The organism is Kitasatospora sp. NPDC042419 (assembly GCF_056437345.1).
Genome location: NZ_JBWKAW010000024.1, coordinates 45,193 through 64,606, shown reverse-complemented (window position 1 = coordinate 64,606; position 19,414 = coordinate 45,193). Strand labels below are relative to the sequence as shown.

The 19,414-nt window shown below is 73.3% G+C and carries 14 protein-coding genes, 1 tRNA gene, 1 other RNA gene and 1 riboswitch; of the genes, 3 read left to right on the top strand and 13 right to left on the bottom strand.

The genetic code is table 11. The annotated features are described in order from the left end of the window. Positions 1 to 68: 68 nt before the first annotated feature. Complete coding sequence (locus AC067J_RS32730; RefSeq protein ID WP_478305403.1) at positions 69 to 1,343, top strand: polysaccharide deacetylase family protein; 1,275 nt, start codon at positions 69 to 71, stop codon at positions 1,341 to 1,343. Positions 1,344 to 1,407: 64 nt separating this feature from the next. Here AC067J_RS32730 and AC067J_RS32725 read toward each other — a convergent pair whose 3' ends face one another. Together AC067J_RS32725 and AC067J_RS32720 are read right to left on the bottom strand one after the other, a co-directional pair. Beyond that, positions 1,408 to 2,844, bottom strand: a complete 1,437-nt coding sequence (locus AC067J_RS32725) for an MFS transporter (RefSeq protein WP_478305401.1) — start codon at positions 2,842 to 2,844, stop codon at positions 1,408 to 1,410. Positions 2,845 to 3,022: 178 nt separating this feature from the next. After that, the gene (locus AC067J_RS32720) at positions 3,023 to 3,337 is read right to left on the bottom strand and encodes a DMT family transporter (RefSeq protein ID WP_478305399.1); all 315 of its coding nucleotides are present in this window, start codon (positions 3,335 to 3,337) and stop codon (positions 3,023 to 3,025) included. 44 nt (positions 3,338 to 3,381) lie between these two features. Next, positions 3,382 to 3,447, bottom strand: a riboswitch (guanidine-III (ykkC-III) riboswitch). 233 nt (positions 3,448 to 3,680) lie between these two features. On the opposite strand from AC067J_RS32720, the gene AC067J_RS32715 reads away from it, so the two are divergent. After that, positions 3,681 to 3,752, top strand: a tRNA-Cys gene (locus AC067J_RS32715). Positions 3,753 to 3,905: 153 nt separating this feature from the next. Here the strand turns inward: AC067J_RS32715 and AC067J_RS32710 are convergent. The 6 genes from AC067J_RS32710 to AC067J_RS32685 form a co-directional block, all read right to left on the bottom strand. Beyond that, the gene (locus AC067J_RS32710) at positions 3,906 to 6,233 is read right to left on the bottom strand and encodes a xanthine dehydrogenase family protein molybdopterin-binding subunit (RefSeq protein ID WP_478305397.1); all 2,328 of its coding nucleotides are present in this window, start codon (positions 6,231 to 6,233) and stop codon (positions 3,906 to 3,908) included. Beyond that, the gene (locus AC067J_RS32705; protein WP_478305395.1) at positions 6,230 to 7,594 is read right to left on the bottom strand and encodes a (2Fe-2S)-binding protein; all 1,365 of its coding nucleotides are present in this window, start codon (positions 7,592 to 7,594) and stop codon (positions 6,230 to 6,232) included. Before AC067J_RS32705 ends, AC067J_RS32710 begins: the two co-directional genes overlap by 4 nt. After that, positions 7,591 to 8,457 (bottom strand): FAD binding domain-containing protein, encoded by an 867-nt coding sequence (locus tag AC067J_RS32700; protein WP_327683874.1) that lies wholly within the window; start codon positions 8,455 to 8,457, stop codon positions 7,591 to 7,593. Before AC067J_RS32700 ends, AC067J_RS32705 begins: the two co-directional genes overlap by 4 nt. A 410-nt stretch (positions 8,458 to 8,867) precedes the next feature. Continuing rightward, entirely contained in the window at positions 8,868 to 10,478 is a 1,611-nt protein-coding gene (locus tag AC067J_RS32695; RefSeq protein WP_478305393.1) for a beta-N-acetylhexosaminidase, read from the bottom strand. An 81-nt stretch (positions 10,479 to 10,559) separates the two neighbouring features. Next, positions 10,560 to 10,832 carry a DUF3039 domain-containing protein gene (locus AC067J_RS32690; protein ID WP_327677380.1) on the bottom strand — a complete coding sequence of 91 codons (273 nt, stop codon included), beginning with the start codon at positions 10,830 to 10,832 and terminating at the stop codon, positions 10,560 to 10,562. Positions 10,833 to 10,930: 98 nt separating this feature from the next. Continuing rightward, a complete protein-coding gene (locus AC067J_RS32685; RefSeq protein WP_478305391.1) occupies positions 10,931 to 11,515 on the bottom strand; it encodes a YqgE/AlgH family protein in 585 nt (194 codons plus the stop codon). Positions 11,516 to 11,848: 333 nt separating this feature from the next. Here AC067J_RS32685 and murA point away from each other — a divergent pair, with 333 nt between their 5' ends. Continuing rightward, positions 11,849 to 13,201, top strand: a complete 1,353-nt coding sequence (gene murA / locus AC067J_RS32680; RefSeq protein WP_478305389.1) for a UDP-N-acetylglucosamine 1-carboxyvinyltransferase — start codon at positions 11,849 to 11,851, stop codon at positions 13,199 to 13,201. 75 nt (positions 13,202 to 13,276) lie between these two features. Here murA and AC067J_RS32675 read toward each other — a convergent pair whose 3' ends face one another. From AC067J_RS32675 to smpB, 5 genes are all read right to left on the bottom strand, one after another. Then, positions 13,277 to 13,558, bottom strand: a complete 282-nt coding sequence (locus AC067J_RS32675; protein ID WP_030308200.1) for an HU family DNA-binding protein — start codon at positions 13,556 to 13,558, stop codon at positions 13,277 to 13,279. 507 nt (positions 13,559 to 14,065) lie between these two features. Beyond that, complete coding sequence (locus AC067J_RS32670; RefSeq protein WP_478305387.1) at positions 14,066 to 15,538, bottom strand: NAD-dependent malic enzyme; 1,473 nt, start codon at positions 15,536 to 15,538, stop codon at positions 14,066 to 14,068. Between the two features lie 376 nt (positions 15,539 to 15,914). Then, positions 15,915 to 18,230, bottom strand: coding sequence for a HelD family protein (locus AC067J_RS32665; RefSeq protein ID WP_478305385.1), 2,316 nt, complete (start codon positions 18,228 to 18,230; stop codon positions 15,915 to 15,917). A gap of 150 nt (positions 18,231 to 18,380) precedes the next feature. Continuing rightward, positions 18,381 to 18,762, bottom strand: a transfer-messenger RNA (tmRNA) gene (gene ssrA, locus AC067J_RS32660). Between the two features lie 106 nt (positions 18,763 to 18,868). Beyond that, a complete protein-coding gene (gene smpB / locus AC067J_RS32655) occupies positions 18,869 to 19,345 on the bottom strand; it encodes an SsrA-binding protein SmpB (RefSeq protein ID WP_478305384.1) in 477 nt (158 codons plus the stop codon). Positions 19,346 to 19,414 lie beyond the last annotated feature (69 nt).

Sequence of the window (19,414 nt, the reverse complement as noted above, 5' to 3'; positions counted from 1 at the left end):
CCGTCTCGGACGGTCGCGCCCGCCTGCCGTGCCCCGCCTCCCGCGCACGCCCCACGAACGGAGTGACCATGGACGTCCTCTCCCGCCGCACCCTGCTGGCCGCGGGTGCCGCCGGCGCCGCCGCCCTCGCGGCCGGCTGCGGCCGGACCGACGCCGACGGGCTGGTGGGCACCCCGGACCCGGTACCGGCCACCCCGGGGATCGACCAGGCCGGACCGCCGACCGAGGCCGCGAAGCCGCCGGTCACCCTGCTCGGCGACGGCTCCACCTCCGACACCGGCCCGCAGCCGAACCAGCCCACCGCCGAGCCGCTCGCGCTCGGCGGGCGCCCGCCGCAGTTCGTGGTCTTCTCCTGGGACGGCGCCGGCGAGCTGGACAACGGGCTGTTCGCCCGGTTCCGCCGGCTCGCCACGGAGCACAACGCGTCGATGACCTTCTTCCTCAGCGGCCTCTACCTGCTGCCCGAGTCCAAGAAGGACCTCTACCACCCCCCGCAGCACAAGGTCGGCGCCTCCGACATCGGCTACCTCACCGACCAGCACATCCACGACACCCTGGAGAACGTGCACGCCGCCTGGCTGGAGGGCCACGAGATCGGCACCCACTTCAACGGCCACTTCTGCGGCGCCACCGGCGTCGGCCAGTGGTCGCCGGAGGAGTGGGACCACGAGATCCAGCAGGCGATGGACTTCGTCACCAACTGGCGGACCACCACCGGCTTCACCGACCTGCCCGCGCTGCCCTTCGACTACCGCAAGGAGCTGATCGGCAGCCGCACCCCCTGCCTGGAGGGGCAGCGCAACCTGCTGCCCACCGCCGTCAAGCGCGGCTGGCGCTACGACAGCAGCGGCAACGGGACGCAGATCTGGCCGCAGAAGATCCAGGGCGGCGCGCTCTGGGACCTCCCGCTGCAGTCCATCCCCTTCCCCGGGCACACCTTCCAGGTGCTCTCGATGGACTACAACATCATGTTCAACCAGTGCGGCAGCAACACCAAGGCCGCCCCGGCGCTCCACCCGGGCTACCAGACCCAGGCCCGGGACGCCTACCTGATGGGCTTCGAGCGCGCCTACACCACCAACCGGGCGCCGTTCGTCATCGGCAACCACTTCGAGGAGTGGAACGGCGGCATCTACATGAACGCCGTCGAGGACGTGCTCAGGACGATCGCCGGCCGGCCGGAGGTCCGGCTGGTGTCGTTCCGGCAGCTGGTCGACTGGCTGGACGCGCAGGAGCCCGCCGTGCTGCGCAAGCTGCAGAGCCTCGCCGTCGGCCAGGCGCCGCCCGGCGGCTGGGAGGCCTTCCTCGGCTCCCCCGCCCCGGCCGCCGCCGCGGCGGGCTGAGCCCGCCGCGGGCCCGGCCGGTCCCGCCGGCCGCGGCCGGGGCGGCTCAGCCCTTCCGGATGGCTCAGCCCTTCCGGACCCGGCCGGAGACGAGCGCCCCCAGCAGCGCCACCCCGGTCATGACCAGGAAGATCACCGCGAACGCGGCCGTCGAGCCGGTGCCCCCGGCGCCGTCGTGGGCGGCGGCCACCGAGCCGCCGCCCAGCCCCGCGAAGAGCACCCCGGACAGACCCACCAGCAGCACGTTGCCGAGGGCGTCGCTCACCTGCAGCGAGGCCGAGTTGGCCCCGGCGTCCTCCGGCGCCGACAGCTTCATCATCAGCACGCTGACGCTCGCCACCGTCAGTCCCATCCCGATCCCGCCGACGCCCCAGGCGACCGCCGCCACCCAGGCCGGCACCGCCGGGACCAGCACCAGCGCGGCCCCCGCGATCGCCACCGCGGTCAGCACGAACCCGCCCCGGATCATCGCCTCGCGGTAGCGCTCGGCGCCCGGCCGCCCCTGGAGCCAGGAGCCCAGCGCCCAGGAGAGGCCCCCGCTGGTCAGGGTCAGCCCGGCCAGCGTCGGCGAGAGGTCCCGCTCGGTCACCATCATCAGCGGGATGAACGCCTCGGCCGCGAAGAACGCCCCCGCCGCCACCCCGCGCAGCAGGATCACCGTCGGCAGCCCGCGCCCGGCCCGCAGCGTCCCGGCGGGCAGCAGCCCCAGCACGGCGGGCAGCAGCAGCGCCGCACCGGCCGCCGCCGGGAGCAGGCCGAGCAGGTCCAGCCGCTGGCCCGCGTACTGCAGCAGGGCGGCGCCGAGCGCGGCCATCGCGGCCAGCACGGTCCGGCGGCGGTCGAAGTCCGCGCCCTTCGGTACCGGCTGCTCGCGCTCCGAACGGCGCAGCGCCGGGCCCATCACCGCCAGCGGCAGCAGGATCAGCGCCGGTACGGCGAGGAAGACCCAGCGCCAGCCGAGGTGCTGGGTGACCGCCCCGGAGACCACCGGGCCGATGATCGAGGGCAGCACCCAGGCCGAGGAGAAGGCCGCGAACACCGCCGGCCGCAGCCGCTCCGGGTAGGCCCGGCCGACCACCACGTACAGCGCGACGATCACCAGTCCGCCGCCCAGGCCCTGGATCGCCCGGCCGCCCACGAAGATCCACATGCCGGGCGCCGCGCCCGCGACCACCAGGCCCGCGCCGAACACCGCGATCCCGCTGAACAGCGGTTGCAGCGGCCCGCGCCGGTCGCACCACTGGCCGGAGACGACCAGCGCGAACAGCGTGGTGGTGAAGTAGCCGGAGAACGCGAAGGCGTACAGCCCCAGCCCGTCCAGCTCCCGGGCGGCCACCGGCATCGCGGTGTTGACCGCCGTCGCCTCGAAGGCCAGCAGCAGCACGACCGACACGATGCCGAGGGTGAGGGCCCGGTAGCGGCTGCCGAGGACCCCTCCACCGGGGTCGGCCGGTATCGGGACGGGGGCGGGATCGACCGAGGTGGGGGAGGCAGTGGTCATACGTATTATCGTAAGTGCCGTCTGCGCCGATGACCCCTGACCATGGTCGCCGCCCGCCTGCACCGCTGGACCTAGGTCCGACGGCCCGAACCGCCCGGACCGCCCGTACTGCCCGTGGCACCCGTGGCCCCCGTACGGATCAGCACCCGGAGCCGGCAGCCCGGTGGGCACCGGTGGCTCAGTGCAGCACCTTGAGGCCCACCACGCCGGAGACGATCAGCAGCAGGCAGCCGATCCGCGCCGCGGTCACCGCGTCCCCCAGCACGGCCATCCCGTACAGGGCCGTCCCCACCGCGCCGATGCCGACCCAGACCGCGTAGCCGGTACCGATCGGGATCGACCGCATCGCGTACGCCAGCCCGCCCATGGAGAGCGCCAGCGCCACCCCGAAGACCACGGTCGGGACCAGCCGGGAGAACCCCTTCGACGACTCCAGGGCGACCGCCCACACGGTCTCCAGGACGCCGGAAACGATCAGAACGAGCCAAGCCATGACGGCCGTACCTCCGCAGTCAGCAGCGGCCGGGTTGCCGCTGTACTGCGCCGTCTTGTCGTCACCGGGTACGACGCGCTCGTCCGGGGCGGCCGGGAAGCGGCCACCTGTCTCCGACCGTAGCACACCCCGCCACACAGAATTTACAAATGGATATTGACGTTCCACCGCCCATTCCGCCAAACTGAATTCACCAACACGGCGAACGACGACAGGAGTCGGACATGGACAGGAAGACGGCGGCCCTCGCGCCCCGCACCTGCGCCGCCGCTCCCCGGTGTTGTCGCGCCTGTCGCTGCTGCCGCTGCGCCTGAGCCGCACCCGCAGTCCAGTCACACCCCACGGCCGTGTGCCCGAGTGGTTTAGGGAACCGCCTGCAAAGCGGTTTACACGGGTTCGATTCCCGTCATGGCCTCCGTGAAAAGAATTGCCGGTCGGCGCCCGATAGGCCGACCGGCAATTCTTCGTGCCTTTTTCCGATTTCCCCCGGCCGTTTTCCGGGAATTCCGCGACGGCCGGCCCGGCCGGGCGGCCGGGACCGGAATCCGGTCCGGCCGCCCCGCGGGGCTCAGCCGGTGACGGCGTCCTCGGGCCGGATCGGCAGCCGGCCGACCGGCAGACCGGTCGCGGCGCGGACGGCGGCGGCCACGGCCGCCGGGGCCGTCACGGCGGGGACGGCGCTGACCGCCTTGGCACCGAACGAGGCGACCACGTCACGCTCCTCCAGCAGCGCGGCGATCCGGATCTCCGGGGTGTCCAGCGCCGTCGGCAGCCGGTAGCCGGTCAGCGAGGGGTTGACCAGCAGGCCGCCCTCGGTGCGCAGCTCCTCCAGCAGCGCCAGGCCGACGCCCTGGGCGACACCCGCCTCGATCCGGTCCTCGATCTGGCGCGGGTTCAGCGCCCGGCCGACGTCCTGGGCGACGGTCATCTCGACCACCCGGACGGCGCCCAGCTCGATGTCCACGTCCACCACCGCGCGCATCGCGCAGAACGCGATGGAGACGAAGGCGTCGCCCTGCCCGTTCTCGTCCAGCGGCTCGGTCGGGTGCGGGCGGCACTGCGCGGTGGCCCAGAGCTCCTTGCCCTCCAGCGCCTCGGCGACCGGCATGCCGAGCACCCCGTCGTACGAGGTGATCTTGCCGTCGGCGATCTGCAGCAGCTCCACCGACATCCCGAAGTTGGCGGCGATCGGCTGCAGCAGCTGGTGGCGGACCATCAGTGCGGCCCGCTCGACCGCGCCGCCGGAGACCCAGGTGTGCCGGCCCCGGGCGGACGGCCCGGCCACCGACTGGTCGCTGTCGGCCGGCGCGATGTACACCTCGCTCACGCCCAGCACCGTCTGCACGATCTGCCGGGCCAGCGTCGCGAAGCCGTGGCCGGCGTCGACCGCCGCGCAGATCACCGTCGCGTGGTCGCCGCTGACCCGGACGGTCGCCGTGGAGACCTCGTCCTCGCCCTCGGCACCCAGCATGTGCACCATGCCCAGCGCGTAGCCGATCCCGCGCCGCACCGCCGCCGGGTCGCCGGCGCCGCCGGGCCCGCCCGGCAGCAGCCACTCGGCGTCCGGGTCGTCCACCGGCAGGGCCGGCAGCGGCTCCTTGGCGACCGCCTCCAGCAGCGCGCCCACCGGGGCCGGGCAGGTGACGGCCTGTCCGGTGGGCAGCGGGTCACCGGTGGCCAGCGCGTTGCGGCGGCGGATCTCCACCGGGTCCACGCCGACCCGGGCGGCCAGCTGGTCCAGCTGCGACTCGTAGGCGAAGCACACCTGGAGCGCGCCCTCGCCGCGCATCCGGCCGGCCGGCGGGTTGTTGGTGCGCACCGCCCAGGCGTCCACGAAGACGTTGGGGCAGTTGTACGGGCCCACCGAGAAGGCGGTGGCGGCGGCCAGTGCCTCGGCGGAGACGTCCGCGTAGGCGCCGCCGTCCAGCAGGATCTGCGCCTCGACCTTGACCAGCCGGCCCTCGGCGTCGGCGTGGTGGCGGTAGCGCAGCAGCGCGGGGTGGCGCGAGGTGTGGGTGTGGAAGGACTCCTCGCGGGTCAGCGTCATCTTCACCGGCCGGCCGGTGCGCAGCGCCAGCAGCGCCATGGTGACCTGGAAGGAGAGGTCCTCGCGGTCGGAGGTCGCGCCGGGCACCCCGGTGACCACCAGCCGGACCCGGTCCGGCTCCAGGCCGAGGCAGGCTGCGGTCCGGTCGCGGTCCCCGTGCGGGTCGGTGGAGGACAGGTGCAGCTCGACGCCGCCGTCCGGGCGCGGCACGGCCAGGCCGGCCTCCGCGCCGAGCGGCGCCGGGTCCTGCCGGCCGACCTGGTACAGGCCCTCGACGACGACCTCGCCGGCGGCGTCCGGGTCCCCGGTGCGCAGCGGGAGGTGGCGGAAGAGGTTGCCGTCCGGGTGCAGCGGCGGGGCGGTGAAGGCCTGCTCCGGGTCGGTGACGGCCTCCATCGGCTCGTAGTCGACGGCGATCAGGCCGACCGCGAGCCGAGCGGTGTCGGGGTGGTCGGCGGCGACGGCGGCGACCGGCTCGCCGTGGTGGCGGACCACGCCGGCGGCCAGCACCGGCCGGTCGGCGACGATCGGCCCTGCGGGCGCCCCGTCGGGGCTGCCGTCCGGGCCGGCGGGCAGGTCGGCGGCGGTGACCACGGCGTGCACACCGGGCAGGGCGAGCGCGGCCGAGGTGTCGATGCCGCGGATCCGGGCGTGCGGGTGCGGCGAGCGCAGCACCGCGCCCCAGAGCAGGCCCTCGGCCCAGAGGTCGGCGGCGTACGGGTAGATGCCGAGCGCCTTCGGCAGGGCGTCGCTGCGCAGCGGGGAGCTGCCCAGCCCGAACGGCTCCGCCGTGCCGCCCTGGTCGCCGTCCTGCTGGGGTGCTGCGCCGATGTCGGTAGGCGACGTCATGATGCGTGGTCGTCCTCGGGGAGCCGGATGCCGTGGGCGGGGGTGGCGCCGTACGGGACGCCGGCGGGGGCGGCGCCCTCGGCCGGGGCGCCGTGCGGGGGCATGGGGACGTACGGCGTGCCGTGCGCGGGCGTGCCGTCGTAGCCCTGGTTCGGGAAGCCCCGGCCGTCGTAGGCCTGACCGTCGAAGCCCTGACCGTCGTAGACCTGGCCGTCGTAGGCCTGGCCCTCGTAGCCCGGGAGCGGGGTGCCGTGCGCCGGGGTGCCGTGCGGCGGGGCGCTCTCGTACACCGGGCCGTCGTACGGCGAGGCGGCGTCGTAGCCGGGCTGCTGGGGGTAGCCGCCCGCGTCCGGGTACCCGCCGGGCCCGGGCAGGTAGGTGCCGTGCGCCGGGGTGGTTCCCGGGTAGGGCTGCTCGGGGTAGCCCTGGGCCGGGAAGAAGCCGGTGCCGTCGCCGGCGGGCTGGGCGGGGACGTCCCGGATCGGGGCGAGCACGGTGGTGTCGTACACCCCGGTGTCGTAGCCGCCCTGACCGTCGGGGACGCCGTACTGCATGCCGACGCCGACGCCCGTGCCGGCCGTGGTCGGGGTCTCCTCGGCGGGCTCCTGCGGAACGTGTTCGATCCAGGCGTCGCCGTCGGTGTAGACCGGCAGGTCTCCGGCGGCCTGGCCGTCGTCGGCGGGCAGGGGTGCGGGCACGGCCGCCTCGGCGACCGGCTCCGCGGCCGTCGGGGCCGTCGGGGTGGAGGCGGCGGGAGCGGCGGCGGGGCCGGTCTCCGTGGCGGCCGCCGTCTCCTCCACCGGCTCGGCGTCCGAGGCGCGCGCGTCGGCGACGGTCTGCACGGCGGCCAGCACGCCCCGGTACCCGGTGCAGCGGCAGAGGTTGCCGCAGAGCGCCTGGCGCGCCTCGACCTCGGTGGGCCGGTGGTTGCGCTGGAGCAGGTCGTGCACGGCCATCGCCAGGCCGGGCGTGCAGTACCCGCACTGCACCGCTCCGGACTCGGCCAGCGCCTGCTGGACGTCGCTGGCGCCGCCGCCGGCCGACAGGCCCTCGACGGTGTTGATCTCGCTGTCCTGCGCCAGGGCGGCGGGCACCAGGCAGCCGGCCACCAGCTGACCGTCCACCTGGACCGAGCAGGCCCCGCACTCGCCCTGCTCGCAGCCGTCCTTGGCACCGGCCAGGCCGAGCCGCTCGCGCAGCACGTAGAGCAGGCTCTCGCCGATCCAGGCGTCGGTGACGGGCCGTTCGAAGCCGTTGACCCGCAGCGTGTACGAGGTGCAGGGGCGCAGTTCCCGGCTGACCTGCGGCGCGTGGTCCGGCGGGCTCGCGTCGAGGGTCTCGATGGGGTGGTCTGTGGTCACTTGAGCGCCCTTCCCAGTGCCCGGCGGGCCAGCACCGATACGGTACGCCGCAACCGGACCGCGGCGGCGCTCGGCCCCTCGGTCACGGCCTCCCAGGCACCCTCGGCGCCGTAGCTGTCGGGTACGCAGGCGGCGGCCACGTACTCACCGAAGGCGGCCGTCGCGGCGGGGTCGATCTCCCGCGAACCGTCCCAGTCGATGCAGCCGGCCACCCAGGCCTCGGCCTCCAGCGGCCGCAGCGGCACCGGGGCGACGGCGCCGACGGCGCAGCGGACGGCGCGCCGGGCGGGGTCGAGCACGAGGGCGACGGAGGCGGTGGCGCGGGCCGGTCCGCTGCGGCCGGTGGCCTTGAGGAAGACCTGCGGAGCGTGCAGCAGCGGGACGCGCACCCAGGTGAGCAGTTCGCCGGGGCGCACCGGGTCGAGGCCGGTGAGCAGGTGGCTGACCGGGACCTCGCGGGTGGCGCCGGCCCTGGCGAGGGTGACGCTGGCCTCCAGCGCGGCGAGCACCGGGAGGGTGTCCCCGGCCGGGGCGGCGGTGGCGATGTTGCCGCCGAGGGTGCCGACGTTGCGGACCTGCGGTGGCCCGGCGGTGCGGGCGGCGTCCGCGAGCGCGGGGATCAGCGCGGCGAAGTCGGGGCGGTCCATCCGGGCGTGGGTGAGCCCGGCGCCCAGGACGGCGGTGCCGCCGTCCTCGTAGCGCCAGCCCCGGAGTTCGGTGATGCGGCCGAGGCCGACCAGGGCGGCGGGGCGCAGCCGTCCCGCGTTGACGGCCTCCATCAGGTCGGTGGCGCCGGCCACCGGCACCGCGGCCGGGTGAGCGGCCAGCGCTTCGACGGCCTCGTCGAGGGAGGCCGGCAGCATGATCGTCCGGTTCACCTGGGTCCCACCGTGCTCCACTTGCTCATCGATCGCCTGCCGCCCGCGGCCCTCGGCCGGGGTGTCCGCTGCGGCAGCCCGGCCTGGCCCGTAGGGTACGGGCGATCGGGCCGGGTTGGGCAACTCTGGCACACAATGCTCGATGATCATTTCGGGACGGGCGAACGGTACTGCCCGTTTGGGACCGATACCGGGCGGTATCTGCTCCGGTCCGATGCGAACCGGAGTAGATGTTCATCTGTTCTTGACGTCCGACGACCGCTCAGAAGTTCCCGTACGCCACACCCGCCCGGTGGGCCGGCCCGCCGGGCGCGCCGGACACGCCCGACCGCGGGGCCCCGCCGGCGGCGCACCGGCGGCGGGGCCGCGGTCGGACGGTCGTCGTACCGCCGTCGTCAGACCAGCGGCGGAAGCCCCTCGATCGGCCGCCCCTGCACCCCGGGCCACCGCTGCCAGGGGTGCGGACCGCCGGCCGGCCGGTACTCGACCCCGAGCGCGTCCAGCACCTCCCGGTGGGCCTCCATCCGCCGCTCGAAGCCCGCGAAGTCGCGCGCGGCGGGATCGGCGGGCAGGGCCGACCAGGCGACCTCGGCGAAGGCCGCGAGCCGGGGGAAGGCCCGGTAGTCGACGTCCCGGGCGCTGTCCATGAACTCGCTCCACAGGTTGGCCTGGGTGCCGATCACCCGTCGGGCCGCGACCTCGTCGAGCTGCGCCGGCACCGGCTCGAACCGGTAGACGTCCTCCAGGGTGCGGACGAAGCCGACCGGGATCGGCTCGTCCTCGCCCGGGGCCTGCCGGTGGTCCAGGTAGACGTGCTGCTCGGGGCACATCACCACGTCGTGCCCGGCCTGGGCGGCGGCGACCCCACCGCCGTAGCCGCGCCAGGAGGAGACCGCGGCGCCGGGAGCCAAGCCGCCCTCCAGGATCTCGTCCCAGCCGATCAGCCGGCGGCCGCGCTCGGCGAGCCAGCCGTCGAAGTGCCGGATGATGTGGCTCTGCAGCTCGTCCTCGTTGGCCAGGCCGAGCTCCCGGATCCGCGCCTGCGCGGCGGCGCTGTCCTTCCACTGCTCCTTGGGGCACTCGTCGCCGCCGAGGTGGATGAACTCGGACGGGAAGAGCTCCAGGACCTCCTCCAGCACCCCTTCGAAGAAGCGGAGGGTGGCCTCGGAGGCGTTCAGCACGTTGTGGCTGACGCCCCAGTCGGTCCAGACGCCCAGCGCGCCGGTGTCCACCACGTCGGTGTTGCCCAGTTCGGGGTAGGCGGACACGGCGGCCTGGGTGTGGCCCGGCAGGTCGATCTCCGGGACGACGGTGACACCCCGTTCGGCGGCGTACGCGACGATCTCGCGCAGGTCGTCCTGGGTGTAGAAGCCGCCGTGCGGGCGGTCGTCGCGGCGCTGGCCGGCCCGGTAGCCGACCATCGAGCGCTCACGCCAGGACGCCCGCTCGGTGAGCCGCGGGTAGCGCTTGATCTCCAGCCGCCAGCCCTGGTCGTCGGTCAGGTGCAGGTGCAGCACGTTGAGCTTGTGCGCGGAGAGCTGGTCGACGAAGCGGAGCACGTCGGACTTGGGCAGGAAGTGCCGGGCGACGTCCAGCAGCGCGCCGCGCCAGCCGAACCGGGGCGCGTCCTCGATGTCGGCGCCGGGCAGCACCCAGCCGGCGGAGCGCAGCGGGGCACGCCGGTAGGCGTCCGGGCCGAGCAGCCGGCGCAACGTCTGCGCACCCCAGAGCGCACCGGCGGGACCGCCGGCGGTGATCACGGCGTGGCCGGGGCGCACCGAGAGCCGGTACGCCTCGCCGGCCAGCGTCTCGTCGTGGACCAGTTCGACTCCCCCGCCGGGACGCCCCGGGGCCAGCGGCAGGCCGGTGGCGGCGGCCAGCGAGGAGCGCAGCCACCGCTCGGCCCCGGCCAGCGCCGGCGGCGCGGTCAGGGTGGTGGTCTGGTCGAGGGGGAAGTCCTGGTCCGGGAGGCGGACGGAGCTCAAGGGGGCGGGAATGAGGTCCATTCCGCCATCCTGCCTCCGGCCCGGCCCACTGGCATAGACCAGTTTGCAAAATGGTCCAGTCCTGACAAGCGGCGCGGACCGCTACTTGTCGTCGCCGCCCTGCGGCTTGCCGATGCCGTCGTAGATCTCCTTGCACATCGGACAGACCGGGTACTTCTTCGGGTCGCGCCCGGGCACCCACACCTTGCCGCAGAGCGCCACCACGGGGGACCCGGAGAGCGCGCTCTCCATGATCTTGTCCTTCTGGACGTAGTGCGCGAAGCGCTCGTGGTCGCCGTCCCCGTTTGACACCTGCGGGACGGGCTCGACCAGGGTGCCGGTGCCGAGGCCGCGCTCGGGCTCAAGAGTGCTCATAGGTGCCAAGTCTATGGGCGCCCCGCAAAACCGGGCCAGTGTCGCGACCGCACCGGCCCGGCGGGCGTGCCGGCGCCGCGGCCCGGGCGGTCCGCGGCTCAGTTCAGGGTGGGATCGTCGGGGTAGGTCGCCAGCAGCGCCACCGGACCGCGCTGGCGGCGCAGCACCGCGCGCCAGAGCCGCTCCGGCTCCGGGCTGGAGATGTCCCCGGGCTCGCAGTCCACCAGGTACCAGGCCCCGCTCGTGATCTCCGACTCCAGCTGTCCGGGCGCCCAGCCCGCGTACCCGGCGAAGATCCGCAGCGCCCCGAGCTCACCGGCCAGCACCTCGGGCGGCGCCTCCAGGTCGACCAGGCCGATCGCGCCGTGCACCCGCCGCCAGCCGAGCGGCTCGCCGGTGCCCGGCTCCCCCGGCGCGACGGCCAGCCCGAGCGCCGAGTCCAGCGCCACCGGCCCGCCCTGGAACACCACGGCCGGCTGCCCGACCAGCACGCCCCAGCCGTCCAGCACGCTGCCCACGTCGATCGGCGTCGGCCGGTTGAGGACTACGCCGAGCGCCCCCTCGGCGTCGTGGTCGAGGAGGAGCACCACCGCCCGGGCGAAGTTCGGGTCGGTGAGCACGGGCGTCGCGACGAGCAAGCGGCCGGTGTGGGACCGACCTCCGTGCGAATGGGCCGCCGTCATGCCTCACATGATCCCGCAGAACCCCCTCGGGCGGACACCCGAAACCGGGGACCACCCGGGCCCTTCCCCGGACGCCCGGTGGGCCCCCGGCGAACACCCGGCGAACACCCGTACGGCCGTACCGGCGCGCGGCCGACGGGCCGGGGAGAGCACCATCACGGGAGAGGCTCACGGGAACCGTCGGCACGACCACTACCATCTACTGATGGTGGACGCCCCTCCACGGTGCCGACTCGGTCACGCCGGGGGCCCGACACGCCCGTGAAACCGGCCCACCGCACGGCTCCTCGCAGAGCCCCACCCACACCTCTGGCACCCCGGATTGCGAGAACGATGACCGACGACGTCCTGCTGGTCCACGGCGGAAACCCGCTCGAAGGCGAGATCCGCGTCCGCGGTGCGAAGAACCTGGTCCCCAAGGCCATGGTCGCCGCCCTGCTCGGCCAGGGCCCCAGCAGACTGCGCAACGTCCCGGACATCCGCGACGTCAAGGTGGTCCGCGGCCTGCTCCAGCTGCACGGGGTCACCGTGCGCACCGGTGACGAGGAGGGCGAGCTGATCCTCGACCCGTCCCACGTGGAGAGCGCCAACGTCGCCGACATCGACGCGCACGCCGGCTCCTCGCGGATCCCGATCCTCTTCTGCGGCCCGCTGCTGCACCGCCTCGGCCACGCCTTCATCCCGGGCCTGGGCGGCTGCGACATCGGCGGCCGCCCGGTCGACTTCCACTTCGAGGTGCTCCGCCAGTTCGGCGCCACCATCGAGAAGCACCCGCAGGGCACCTACCTGGTCGCCCAGCAGCGGCTGCGCGGCACCCGGATCGAGCTGCCCTACCCGTCGGTCGGCGCCACCGAGCAGGTCCTGCTCACCGCCGTCCTCGCCGAGGGCGTCACCGAGCTGCGCAACGCGGCCGTCGAGCCGGAGATCGTCGACCTCATCTGCATCCTGCAGAAGATGGGCGCGATCATCACCATGGGCACCGACCGCACCATCCTCATCACCGGCGTGGACGAGCTCTCGGGCTACAACCACCGCGCGCTGCCGGACCGCCTGGAGTCCGCCTCCTGGGCGTGCGCGGCGCTGGCCACCAAGGGCGACATCTACGTCCGCGGTGCCCGCCAGCTGGAGATGATGACCTTCCTCAACACCTTCCGGAAGGTCGGCGGCGCCTTCGAGGTGGACGACGAGGGCATCCGGTTCTGGCACCCGGGCGGCGAGCTCAAGGCGATCGCCCTGGAGACCGACGTGCACCCGGGCTTCCAGACCGACTGGCAGCAGCCGCTGGTGGTCGCGCTGACCCAGGCGACCGGCCTGTCCATCGTCCACGAGACGGTGTACGAGTCGCGGCTCGGCTTCACCGGCGCGCTCAACCAGATGGGTGCGCACATCCAGCTCTACCGCGAGTGCCTGGGCGCCACCCCGTGCCGCTTCGGCGCCCGCAACTTCCTGCACTCCGCGGTGGTCTCCGGCCCGTCCAAGCTGATCGGCGCCGAGCTGGTCATCCCGGACCTCCGCGGCGGCTTCTCGTACCTGATCGCGGCGCTGGCGGCCGAGGGCACCTCGACCGTGCACGGCATCGACCTGATCAACCGCGGCTACGAGAACTTCATGGACAAGCTGCGCGACCTCGGCGCCCACGTCGAGCTGCCCAGCGAGCTCCCGAACGGTCAGCTGGTCGACGCCTGACCGGCCCGGCGGCCCACGCGAGAGGCCGGGCTCCCCACGCGGGGAGCCCGGCCTCTCGGGCGTTCAAGGGGTGGTTCAGGCGCCCTTGGCGGCTTCCTTCAGCTTGGAGCCGGCGCTGACCTTGGCGCTGTAGCCCTCGGGGATCTGGATCGGCTCGCCGGTCTGCGGGTTACGGGCGGTGCGGGCGGCACGGTGGGTGCGCTCGAAGGTCAGGAAACCGGGGATGGTGACCTTCTCGTCGCCCTTGGCGACGACCTCGCCGACGATCTCGGCGAAGGCGGCCAGAACGGCGTCGGCGTCCTTGCGGGTCACCTCGGCGCGCTCGGACAGCGCGGCCACCAGCTCACTGCGGTTCATGTGTACTCCTGTGGTCTGTTCGCTTGCGGTGTGCGGGGGCCCATCGGTGCTCCCACCGGGGGCACCCGGATGGGCCGCAGGTCCGCACACTGTGCTCATGCAGGCAATGCGTGGTCGCGGGCCGGGTCCGCACCCAGTGCCGCGCGCCGTGCCCGTGAAAGGCCCGCCTGCCTGCCCGGATACGAATCCTGCCCCGACCGGCCCCGAGAAAGCCAATCGGGCCCCGACGTCACGACCCGAACAGCGCCCGCCCGCCGGAGGTGTGACGCTCCGTCGGCTCCGGCGTACCGGGCGCGGGCGGCGGTCGGGACGACGCGCCGGAAGACCAGGGGGACGTTCCGTACTTGTCGGACACGCCTGCCCCGTGCAGGGCTACCGTACGCCCTAGGTCCGACAAGCCCAAACACGCCCCTCGCCCTTGTGTCGCAAGGGTTCGGGGCGGGATTGGGCGGGTAAGGTCGCTATTCGGTCATTTGACCGATCCGCGACACGTGCCGCGCGGGCCGGTCAGAGCTTGACGGCCGGGAAGGACGCCGTGTCGAGCGTCCCGACGATGCCCGGGGTCGGCCGCGGCGGGACGGGCGCCTCCGAGGCGGCGGCCAGGGCGGCGTCCCGGACGGCGGCGGCGACGGTCTTGGCGACGTCCTTGTGGAAGACGCTCGGGATGATGTAGTTCGGGTTCCGCTCGTCGTCGCCGACGGTCGCGGCCAGCGCCCGGGCGGCGGCGATCATCATCTCGGTGTTGACCGTGCGGCTCTGGGCGTCCAGCAGGCCGCGGAAGACGCCCGGGAAGACCAGCACGTTGTTGATCTGGTTCGGGAAGTCGCTGCGGCCCGTGGCGACCACCGCGGCGGTCTGCCGGGCCACCGCCGGGTCGACCTCCGGGTCCGGGTTCGCCAGCGCGAAGACGATCGCGTCCTGCGCCATGGTGGCGAGGTCGTCGCCGTCCAGCACGTTCGGGGCCGAGACGCCGATGAAGACGTCGGCGTCCGCCACGGCCTCCTTGAGGCTTCCGGTGCGGCCCGTGCGGTTGGTGTGCTCGGCGATCCAGCGCAGGCTCTCGTTGAGGTCGTCGCGGCCCTCGTGGACCACGCCCCGCACGTCCGCCACGGTGGCGTGCTCGACGCCGGCGGCCAGCAGCAGCTTGAGGATCGCGGTGCCGGCGGCGCCGGCGCCCGACATCACGACCCGGATGTCGCCGATCTCCTTGCCGACCACCTTGAGTGCGTTGGTGAGCGCCGCCAGCACCACGATCGCGGTGCCGTGCTGGTCGTCGTGGAAGACCGGGATGTCCAGGGCCTCGCGCAGCCGGGCCTCGATCTCGAAGCAGCGCGGCGCCGAGATGTCCTCCAGGTTGATGCCGGCGAAGCCCGGGGCGATCGCCTTGACGATGGCCACGATCTCGTCGGTGTCCTGGGTGTCCAGGCAGATCGGCCAGGCGTCGATGCCGGCGAAGCGCTTGAACAGGGCCGCCTTGCCCTCCATCACCGGCAGCGCGGCGGCCGGGCCGATGTTGCCCAGGCCCAGCACCGCCGAGCCGTCGGTGACCACGGCGACGCTGTTGCGCTTGATGGTGAGGCGGCGGGCGTCCTCGGGGTTCTCGGCGATCGCCAGGCAGACCCGGGCGACACCCGGGGTGTAGATCATCGAGAGGTCGTCACGGTTGCGGATCGGCAGCTTCGAGGACATCTCGATCTTGCCGCCGAGGTGCATCAGGAAGGTGCGGTCCGAGACCTTGCCGATCGCCACGCCGTCGATGGTGCGGAGCTTCTCGACGATCTCCTCGCCGTGCGCGACCGAGGAGGCGGCCACCGTCACGTCGATCCGCAGTGCCTCCAGGCCCGAGGCGGTCACGTCGAGACCGGTCACCGAACCGCCGGAGGACTCGACCGCCGTGGTGATCGCGCTGACGGCGTTGCCTCTGGCCGGAACCTCCAGCCGCACCGTGATCGAGTTCGAGACACTGGGCACCGTCGCCATCGACGTTCCTTCTTCCGTCCGTCCGTCTGCGAGTTCAACAAATTGTTGAAGGCTCTCGCCTGCGCATGCTAGACCTCGATCGTCGCACCTACCAGGGCGTAGCCAGAAATAACGTTCATTGAGTGTGCGGACCCGACAACTTCTTGCCTCAGCGGCCCGATGCGTTACATTGGACGGGACACCGGCTCGATCCAAGCCCCCGGGCCCAACCTTCGTCCCTTCGAGGGACCACTTGCCGCGAGGCGAGCATGGCGGGTCGGTGTCGTAGCTTCTGAAGGCCCCTCACCCGACGGGTGGGGGGCCTTCGGCATGGGGCGACGGGCCTTCGGCGCGCCCGCCGGGGCGGACCCCCGGAAGGGCCCGCCCCGACGGTCCGTCAGTCGCGCAGCAGTGCCGGCACCCCGGCCGCGTCCGGCAGGTCGTCCGGACCGGACAGCACCGACAGCCGCTGGGTCGCCCGCGTCAGCGCCACGTAGAGCACCCGCAGGCCCGCCTCCGACTCGCCCGCGATGCCGGTCGGATCGGCCACCACGGTCGCGTCGTACTCCAGGCCCTTGGCCTCCAGGCTGCCCAGCGCCACCACGCGCCCGCCCAGCCCCTCGGTCCAGCCGGCCGCCTCGGCCCGCCGGTCCATCGGCACCACCACGGCCACCGTGCCGTCCACCTCGTCCAGCAGCCGCGCCAGCTCCGCCCGGACCGCCGCGCCGAACGCCTCCGGCGAGGGGTCGGTCACCGCCGCGAACCGCGGCTCGACCCCCACGTGCCGCACCGCGCTCGGCGACGGCGTGCCGGGCGCCGCCAGCGCCAGCACCTTGGCCGCCACCTCGGCGATCTCGGCCGGGTTCCGGTAGTTCACGGTCAGCGTGTAGCGGCGGCGCGGCTTGCCGGCGAGGACGTCGTCCAGCGCGGCCTGCGCCTCCTGCGGGAACGGCCAGGAGGACTGCGCCGGGTCGCCGACGATGGTCCAGGTGGCCATCCGGGCCCGGCGGCCGATCATCCGCCACTGCATCGGGGTGAGGTCCTGCGCCTCGTCGACGATGACGTGCGCGTACTCGGTGCGCTCCACCGGCACCCGCTCGCGCTGGCGCGCCGAGCGGTCGGCGAAGGTGGTGACCTCCTCCAGACCGGTCAGCATGTCCACCGCGTCGACCTCGCGGACCTTCGGCCGGACCGGCTCGCCGAGCAGCACCTGCAGCTCGTCCACCAGCGCCACGTCGTGCGCGGAGAGCGCGCCCTCGCCCTGCTCCGACAGGTGCCGCCAGGACTCGGCCAGCACCCTCGCCTCCTCGGGGGTGACCGCCCGGCGCGCGATCCGGTTGGTGTGCCGGGTCCGCTTCAACGTGCCGAGCACCCGGCGCGGGGTGACCGCGGGCCACCAGGCGTCCAGGAAGTCCAGGAACGGCGCCTCGTCCGAGACGTACTCGTCGAAGGACTCCTTCTCCTCCTGGCGCTGCTCGCGGGCGTAGTGGTCGGCGGGTCTCGGCAGGTGCCGGGTGACCTCCTGCCAGAGCGCGTCCAGCAGCAGCCGGCGGGCACGCGGGCGGAGCAGGTTCAGCGGGGTCCCGCCGGAGCCGACGACGTTGCCGCGCACCGCCTTGAGCCGGCCGGCGTCCAGCCGCAGCACCTCGCCGCGCGCGACCACCTTCAGCTCCTGCGGCGCGCCCAGCTCCAGCGCGGCCCGGGCGGCCCGGCGCAGCAGCTGCGTCATCCGGGCCGAGCCCTTGATCCGGGCCGCCTCCGGGGTGTCGTAGGTGCCGGCCTCGATGCCGTCCACCAGCGAGCCGACCGCGCGGATGGCGACCTGGCCCTCCTCCCCCAGCGAGGGCAGCACGCCCTCGGTGTAGGAGACCAGCAGCGGGGTCGGCGAGACCACCAGGATGCCGCCGGCGTAGCGGCGGCGGTCCTGGTAGAGCAGGAAGGCGGCGCGGTGCAGCGCGACGGCGGTCTTGCCGGTGCCGGGCCCGCCCGTGACGAGTGTGGCACCGGCCGCGGCGGCGCGGATGACCTCGTCCTGCTCCTTCTGGATGGAGGAGACGATGTCGCGCATCGAGTGGCTGCGGGCGCGGCCGAGCGAGGCCATCAGCGCGCCGTCGCCGACCACCGCCAGCTCCTCGCCGCCCAGTGTGGGCGTGAGGTCGGGGCGGAGCAGGTCGTCCTCGACGCCGATCACCCTGCGGCCCTTGGAGCGGATCACCCGGCGGCGGATCACCCGGCCGGGCTCCAGCGGGGTCGACCGGTAGAACGGTGCGGCGGCCGGCGCCCGCCAGTCGATCACCAGCGGGCCGTACTCGGCGTCCAGCACCCCGAGCCGGCCGATGTGCAGGGTCTCGGCGACGGCCGGGTCGGCCGGGTCGAGCGGGGTGTCGGAGGGGATGCCGTGCTCCTCCGGGGCATCGGCCTGCTGGAGGTCGATGCGGCCGAAGAGGAAGTCCTCGAACTCGTTGTTGAGCCGCTGGAGGTGGGCGCCGGCCCGGTACACCTGGGCGTCCCGCTCGGCGAGCGCGCCGGGGGTGCCGACGTGCACGCGCTTGGCGGCGTCCTCCAGGATGTACTCGGCCTCGGCGAGCTTCTCCTCCAGGCGGTGGTAGACGGTGTCCAGGTGGCGCTGCTCCCCGGCGATCTCGCGCGCTCGCACGGTCTCGTGGTCGGTGGCAGCGCTGCCCGTGTTGCTGGTGTCCGTGTTGCTCTGCATGGCCTCGGTGGTTGCGGCGGGAGTCCGGCTCTGGGAAACGAGCGGACGGAAGATCCTACGCCGTGGCCCCGCAGTACGCCTCACCGGGAGCGAAAAACATGCAGGCCGCCCTCCGCTGAGCGGTGGACGGCCTGCACTGTGAACATGGGGTGGTGGAGATGCCGGGAATCGAACCCGGGTCCAGTGGAGTGGATTCAGGACTTCTCCGAGCGCAGTCCGCTGTGATTTTCTCGGCCCTGGCGGTCACGCGGACAAGCCGCCAACAGGCCCAGCTGCTGTTTGATTTCCCATCCACCCCCGCAGCCCGGGCGGACGGTTGAGTTCCCTAGATTATGCCAGGGTCCGGGTCGGGAACTCCCCGGTCTGACACCCAAGCGCTATCGGTGCTTATTAGGCAGCGAGAGCGAACTGCTGGGAATCGCTCTTAGAGTTGGCGATTATTTGTTTGCGACACGTGGTTAACGAGATCATTGCCGCGTTCCTCGGCTCGCTTCTCCTGTTTCGACGTCCCCTGTCGAAACCGATCATCCCCATGTTTTTTTGAGAAACAGCAGGACGTTGACCGTCCGTGTTGCTGGCGCCATAGTACGCGAGGCGACGGGTGAGGGTCCAGCCGATTAACGCCGGAGCCGCCCGTGTCAGCCCTGACGCCGGCGCGCCGCCGCCACCGCACGGGCCGTCTCGCGGGTGTCCTGCTTCTCCCGCAGGGTCTGGCGCTTGTCGTACAGCTTCTTGCCGACGGCGAGCGCCAGTTCGAGCTTCACCCGGCCGTCCTTGAAGTACAGCGAGAGCGGGACGAGGGTGTGGCCCGCGTCCCGGACCTTCGCCTCGATCTTGTGGATCTCCATCCTGTGCAGGAGCAGCTTGCGCTTGCGCCGCGCCGCATGGTTGGTCCACGTCCCCTGGGTGTACTCGGGGATGAAGACGTTGTCGATCCACGCCTCGTGGTTCTGGATGTAGGCGTAGCCGTCGACCAGGTTGGCCCGACCCTCGCGCAGTGACTTCACCTCGGTGCCGGTGAGCACGAGACCGCACTCGTAGGTGTCGAGGATGGTGTACTCGTGTCGCGCCTTCTTGTTCTGCGCGATCAGCTTCTGTCCGGTTTCCTTTGCCATAGCGTCGGCCATTCTCGCACTTCGGGACCGGTCGGGGCAGCCCCTTTTGGGCGCGCGTGCCGCGGCCCG

What these genes read in the sequence shown, in the direction of transcription:
- smpB (WP_478305384.1), bottom strand. Translation starts at nt 19,345, where the DNA reads ATGGCAAAGGAAACCGGACAGAAGCTGATCGCGCAGAACAAGAAGGCG.
- AC067J_RS32690 (WP_327677380.1), bottom strand. Translation starts at nt 10,832, where the DNA reads ATGAGCACTCTTGAGCCCGAGCGCGGCCTCGGCACCGGCACCCTGGTC.
- AC067J_RS32710 (WP_478305397.1), bottom strand. Translation starts at nt 6,233, where the DNA reads ATGACGTCGCCTACCGACATCGGCGCAGCACCCCAGCAGGACGGCGAC.
- AC067J_RS32695 (WP_478305393.1), bottom strand. Translation starts at nt 10,478, where the DNA reads ATGGACCTCATTCCCGCCCCCTTGAGCTCCGTCCGCCTCCCGGACCAG.
- AC067J_RS32725 (WP_478305401.1), bottom strand. Translation starts at nt 2,844, where the DNA reads ATGACCACTGCCTCCCCCACCTCGGTCGATCCCGCCCCCGTCCCGATA.
- AC067J_RS32730 (WP_478305403.1), top strand. Translation starts at nt 69, where the DNA reads ATGGACGTCCTCTCCCGCCGCACCCTGCTGGCCGCGGGTGCCGCCGGC.
- AC067J_RS32670 (WP_478305387.1), bottom strand. Translation starts at nt 15,538, where the DNA reads ATGGCGACGGTGCCCAGTGTCTCGAACTCGATCACGGTGCGGCTGGAG.
- AC067J_RS32665 (WP_478305385.1), bottom strand. Translation starts at nt 18,230, where the DNA reads ATGCAGAGCAACACGGACACCAGCAACACGGGCAGCGCTGCCACCGAC.
- AC067J_RS32685 (WP_478305391.1), bottom strand. Translation starts at nt 11,515, where the DNA reads ATGACGGCGGCCCATTCGCACGGAGGTCGGTCCCACACCGGCCGCTTG.
- AC067J_RS32675 (WP_030308200.1), bottom strand. Translation starts at nt 13,558, where the DNA reads ATGAACCGCAGTGAGCTGGTGGCCGCGCTGTCCGAGCGCGCCGAGGTG.
- AC067J_RS32720 (WP_478305399.1), bottom strand. Translation starts at nt 3,337, where the DNA reads ATGGCTTGGCTCGTTCTGATCGTTTCCGGCGTCCTGGAGACCGTGTGG.
- murA (WP_478305389.1), top strand. Translation starts at nt 11,849, where the DNA reads ATGACCGACGACGTCCTGCTGGTCCACGGCGGAAACCCGCTCGAAGGC.
- AC067J_RS32700 (WP_327683874.1), bottom strand. Translation starts at nt 8,457, where the DNA reads ATGCTGCCGGCCTCCCTCGACGAGGCCGTCGAAGCGCTGGCCGCTCAC.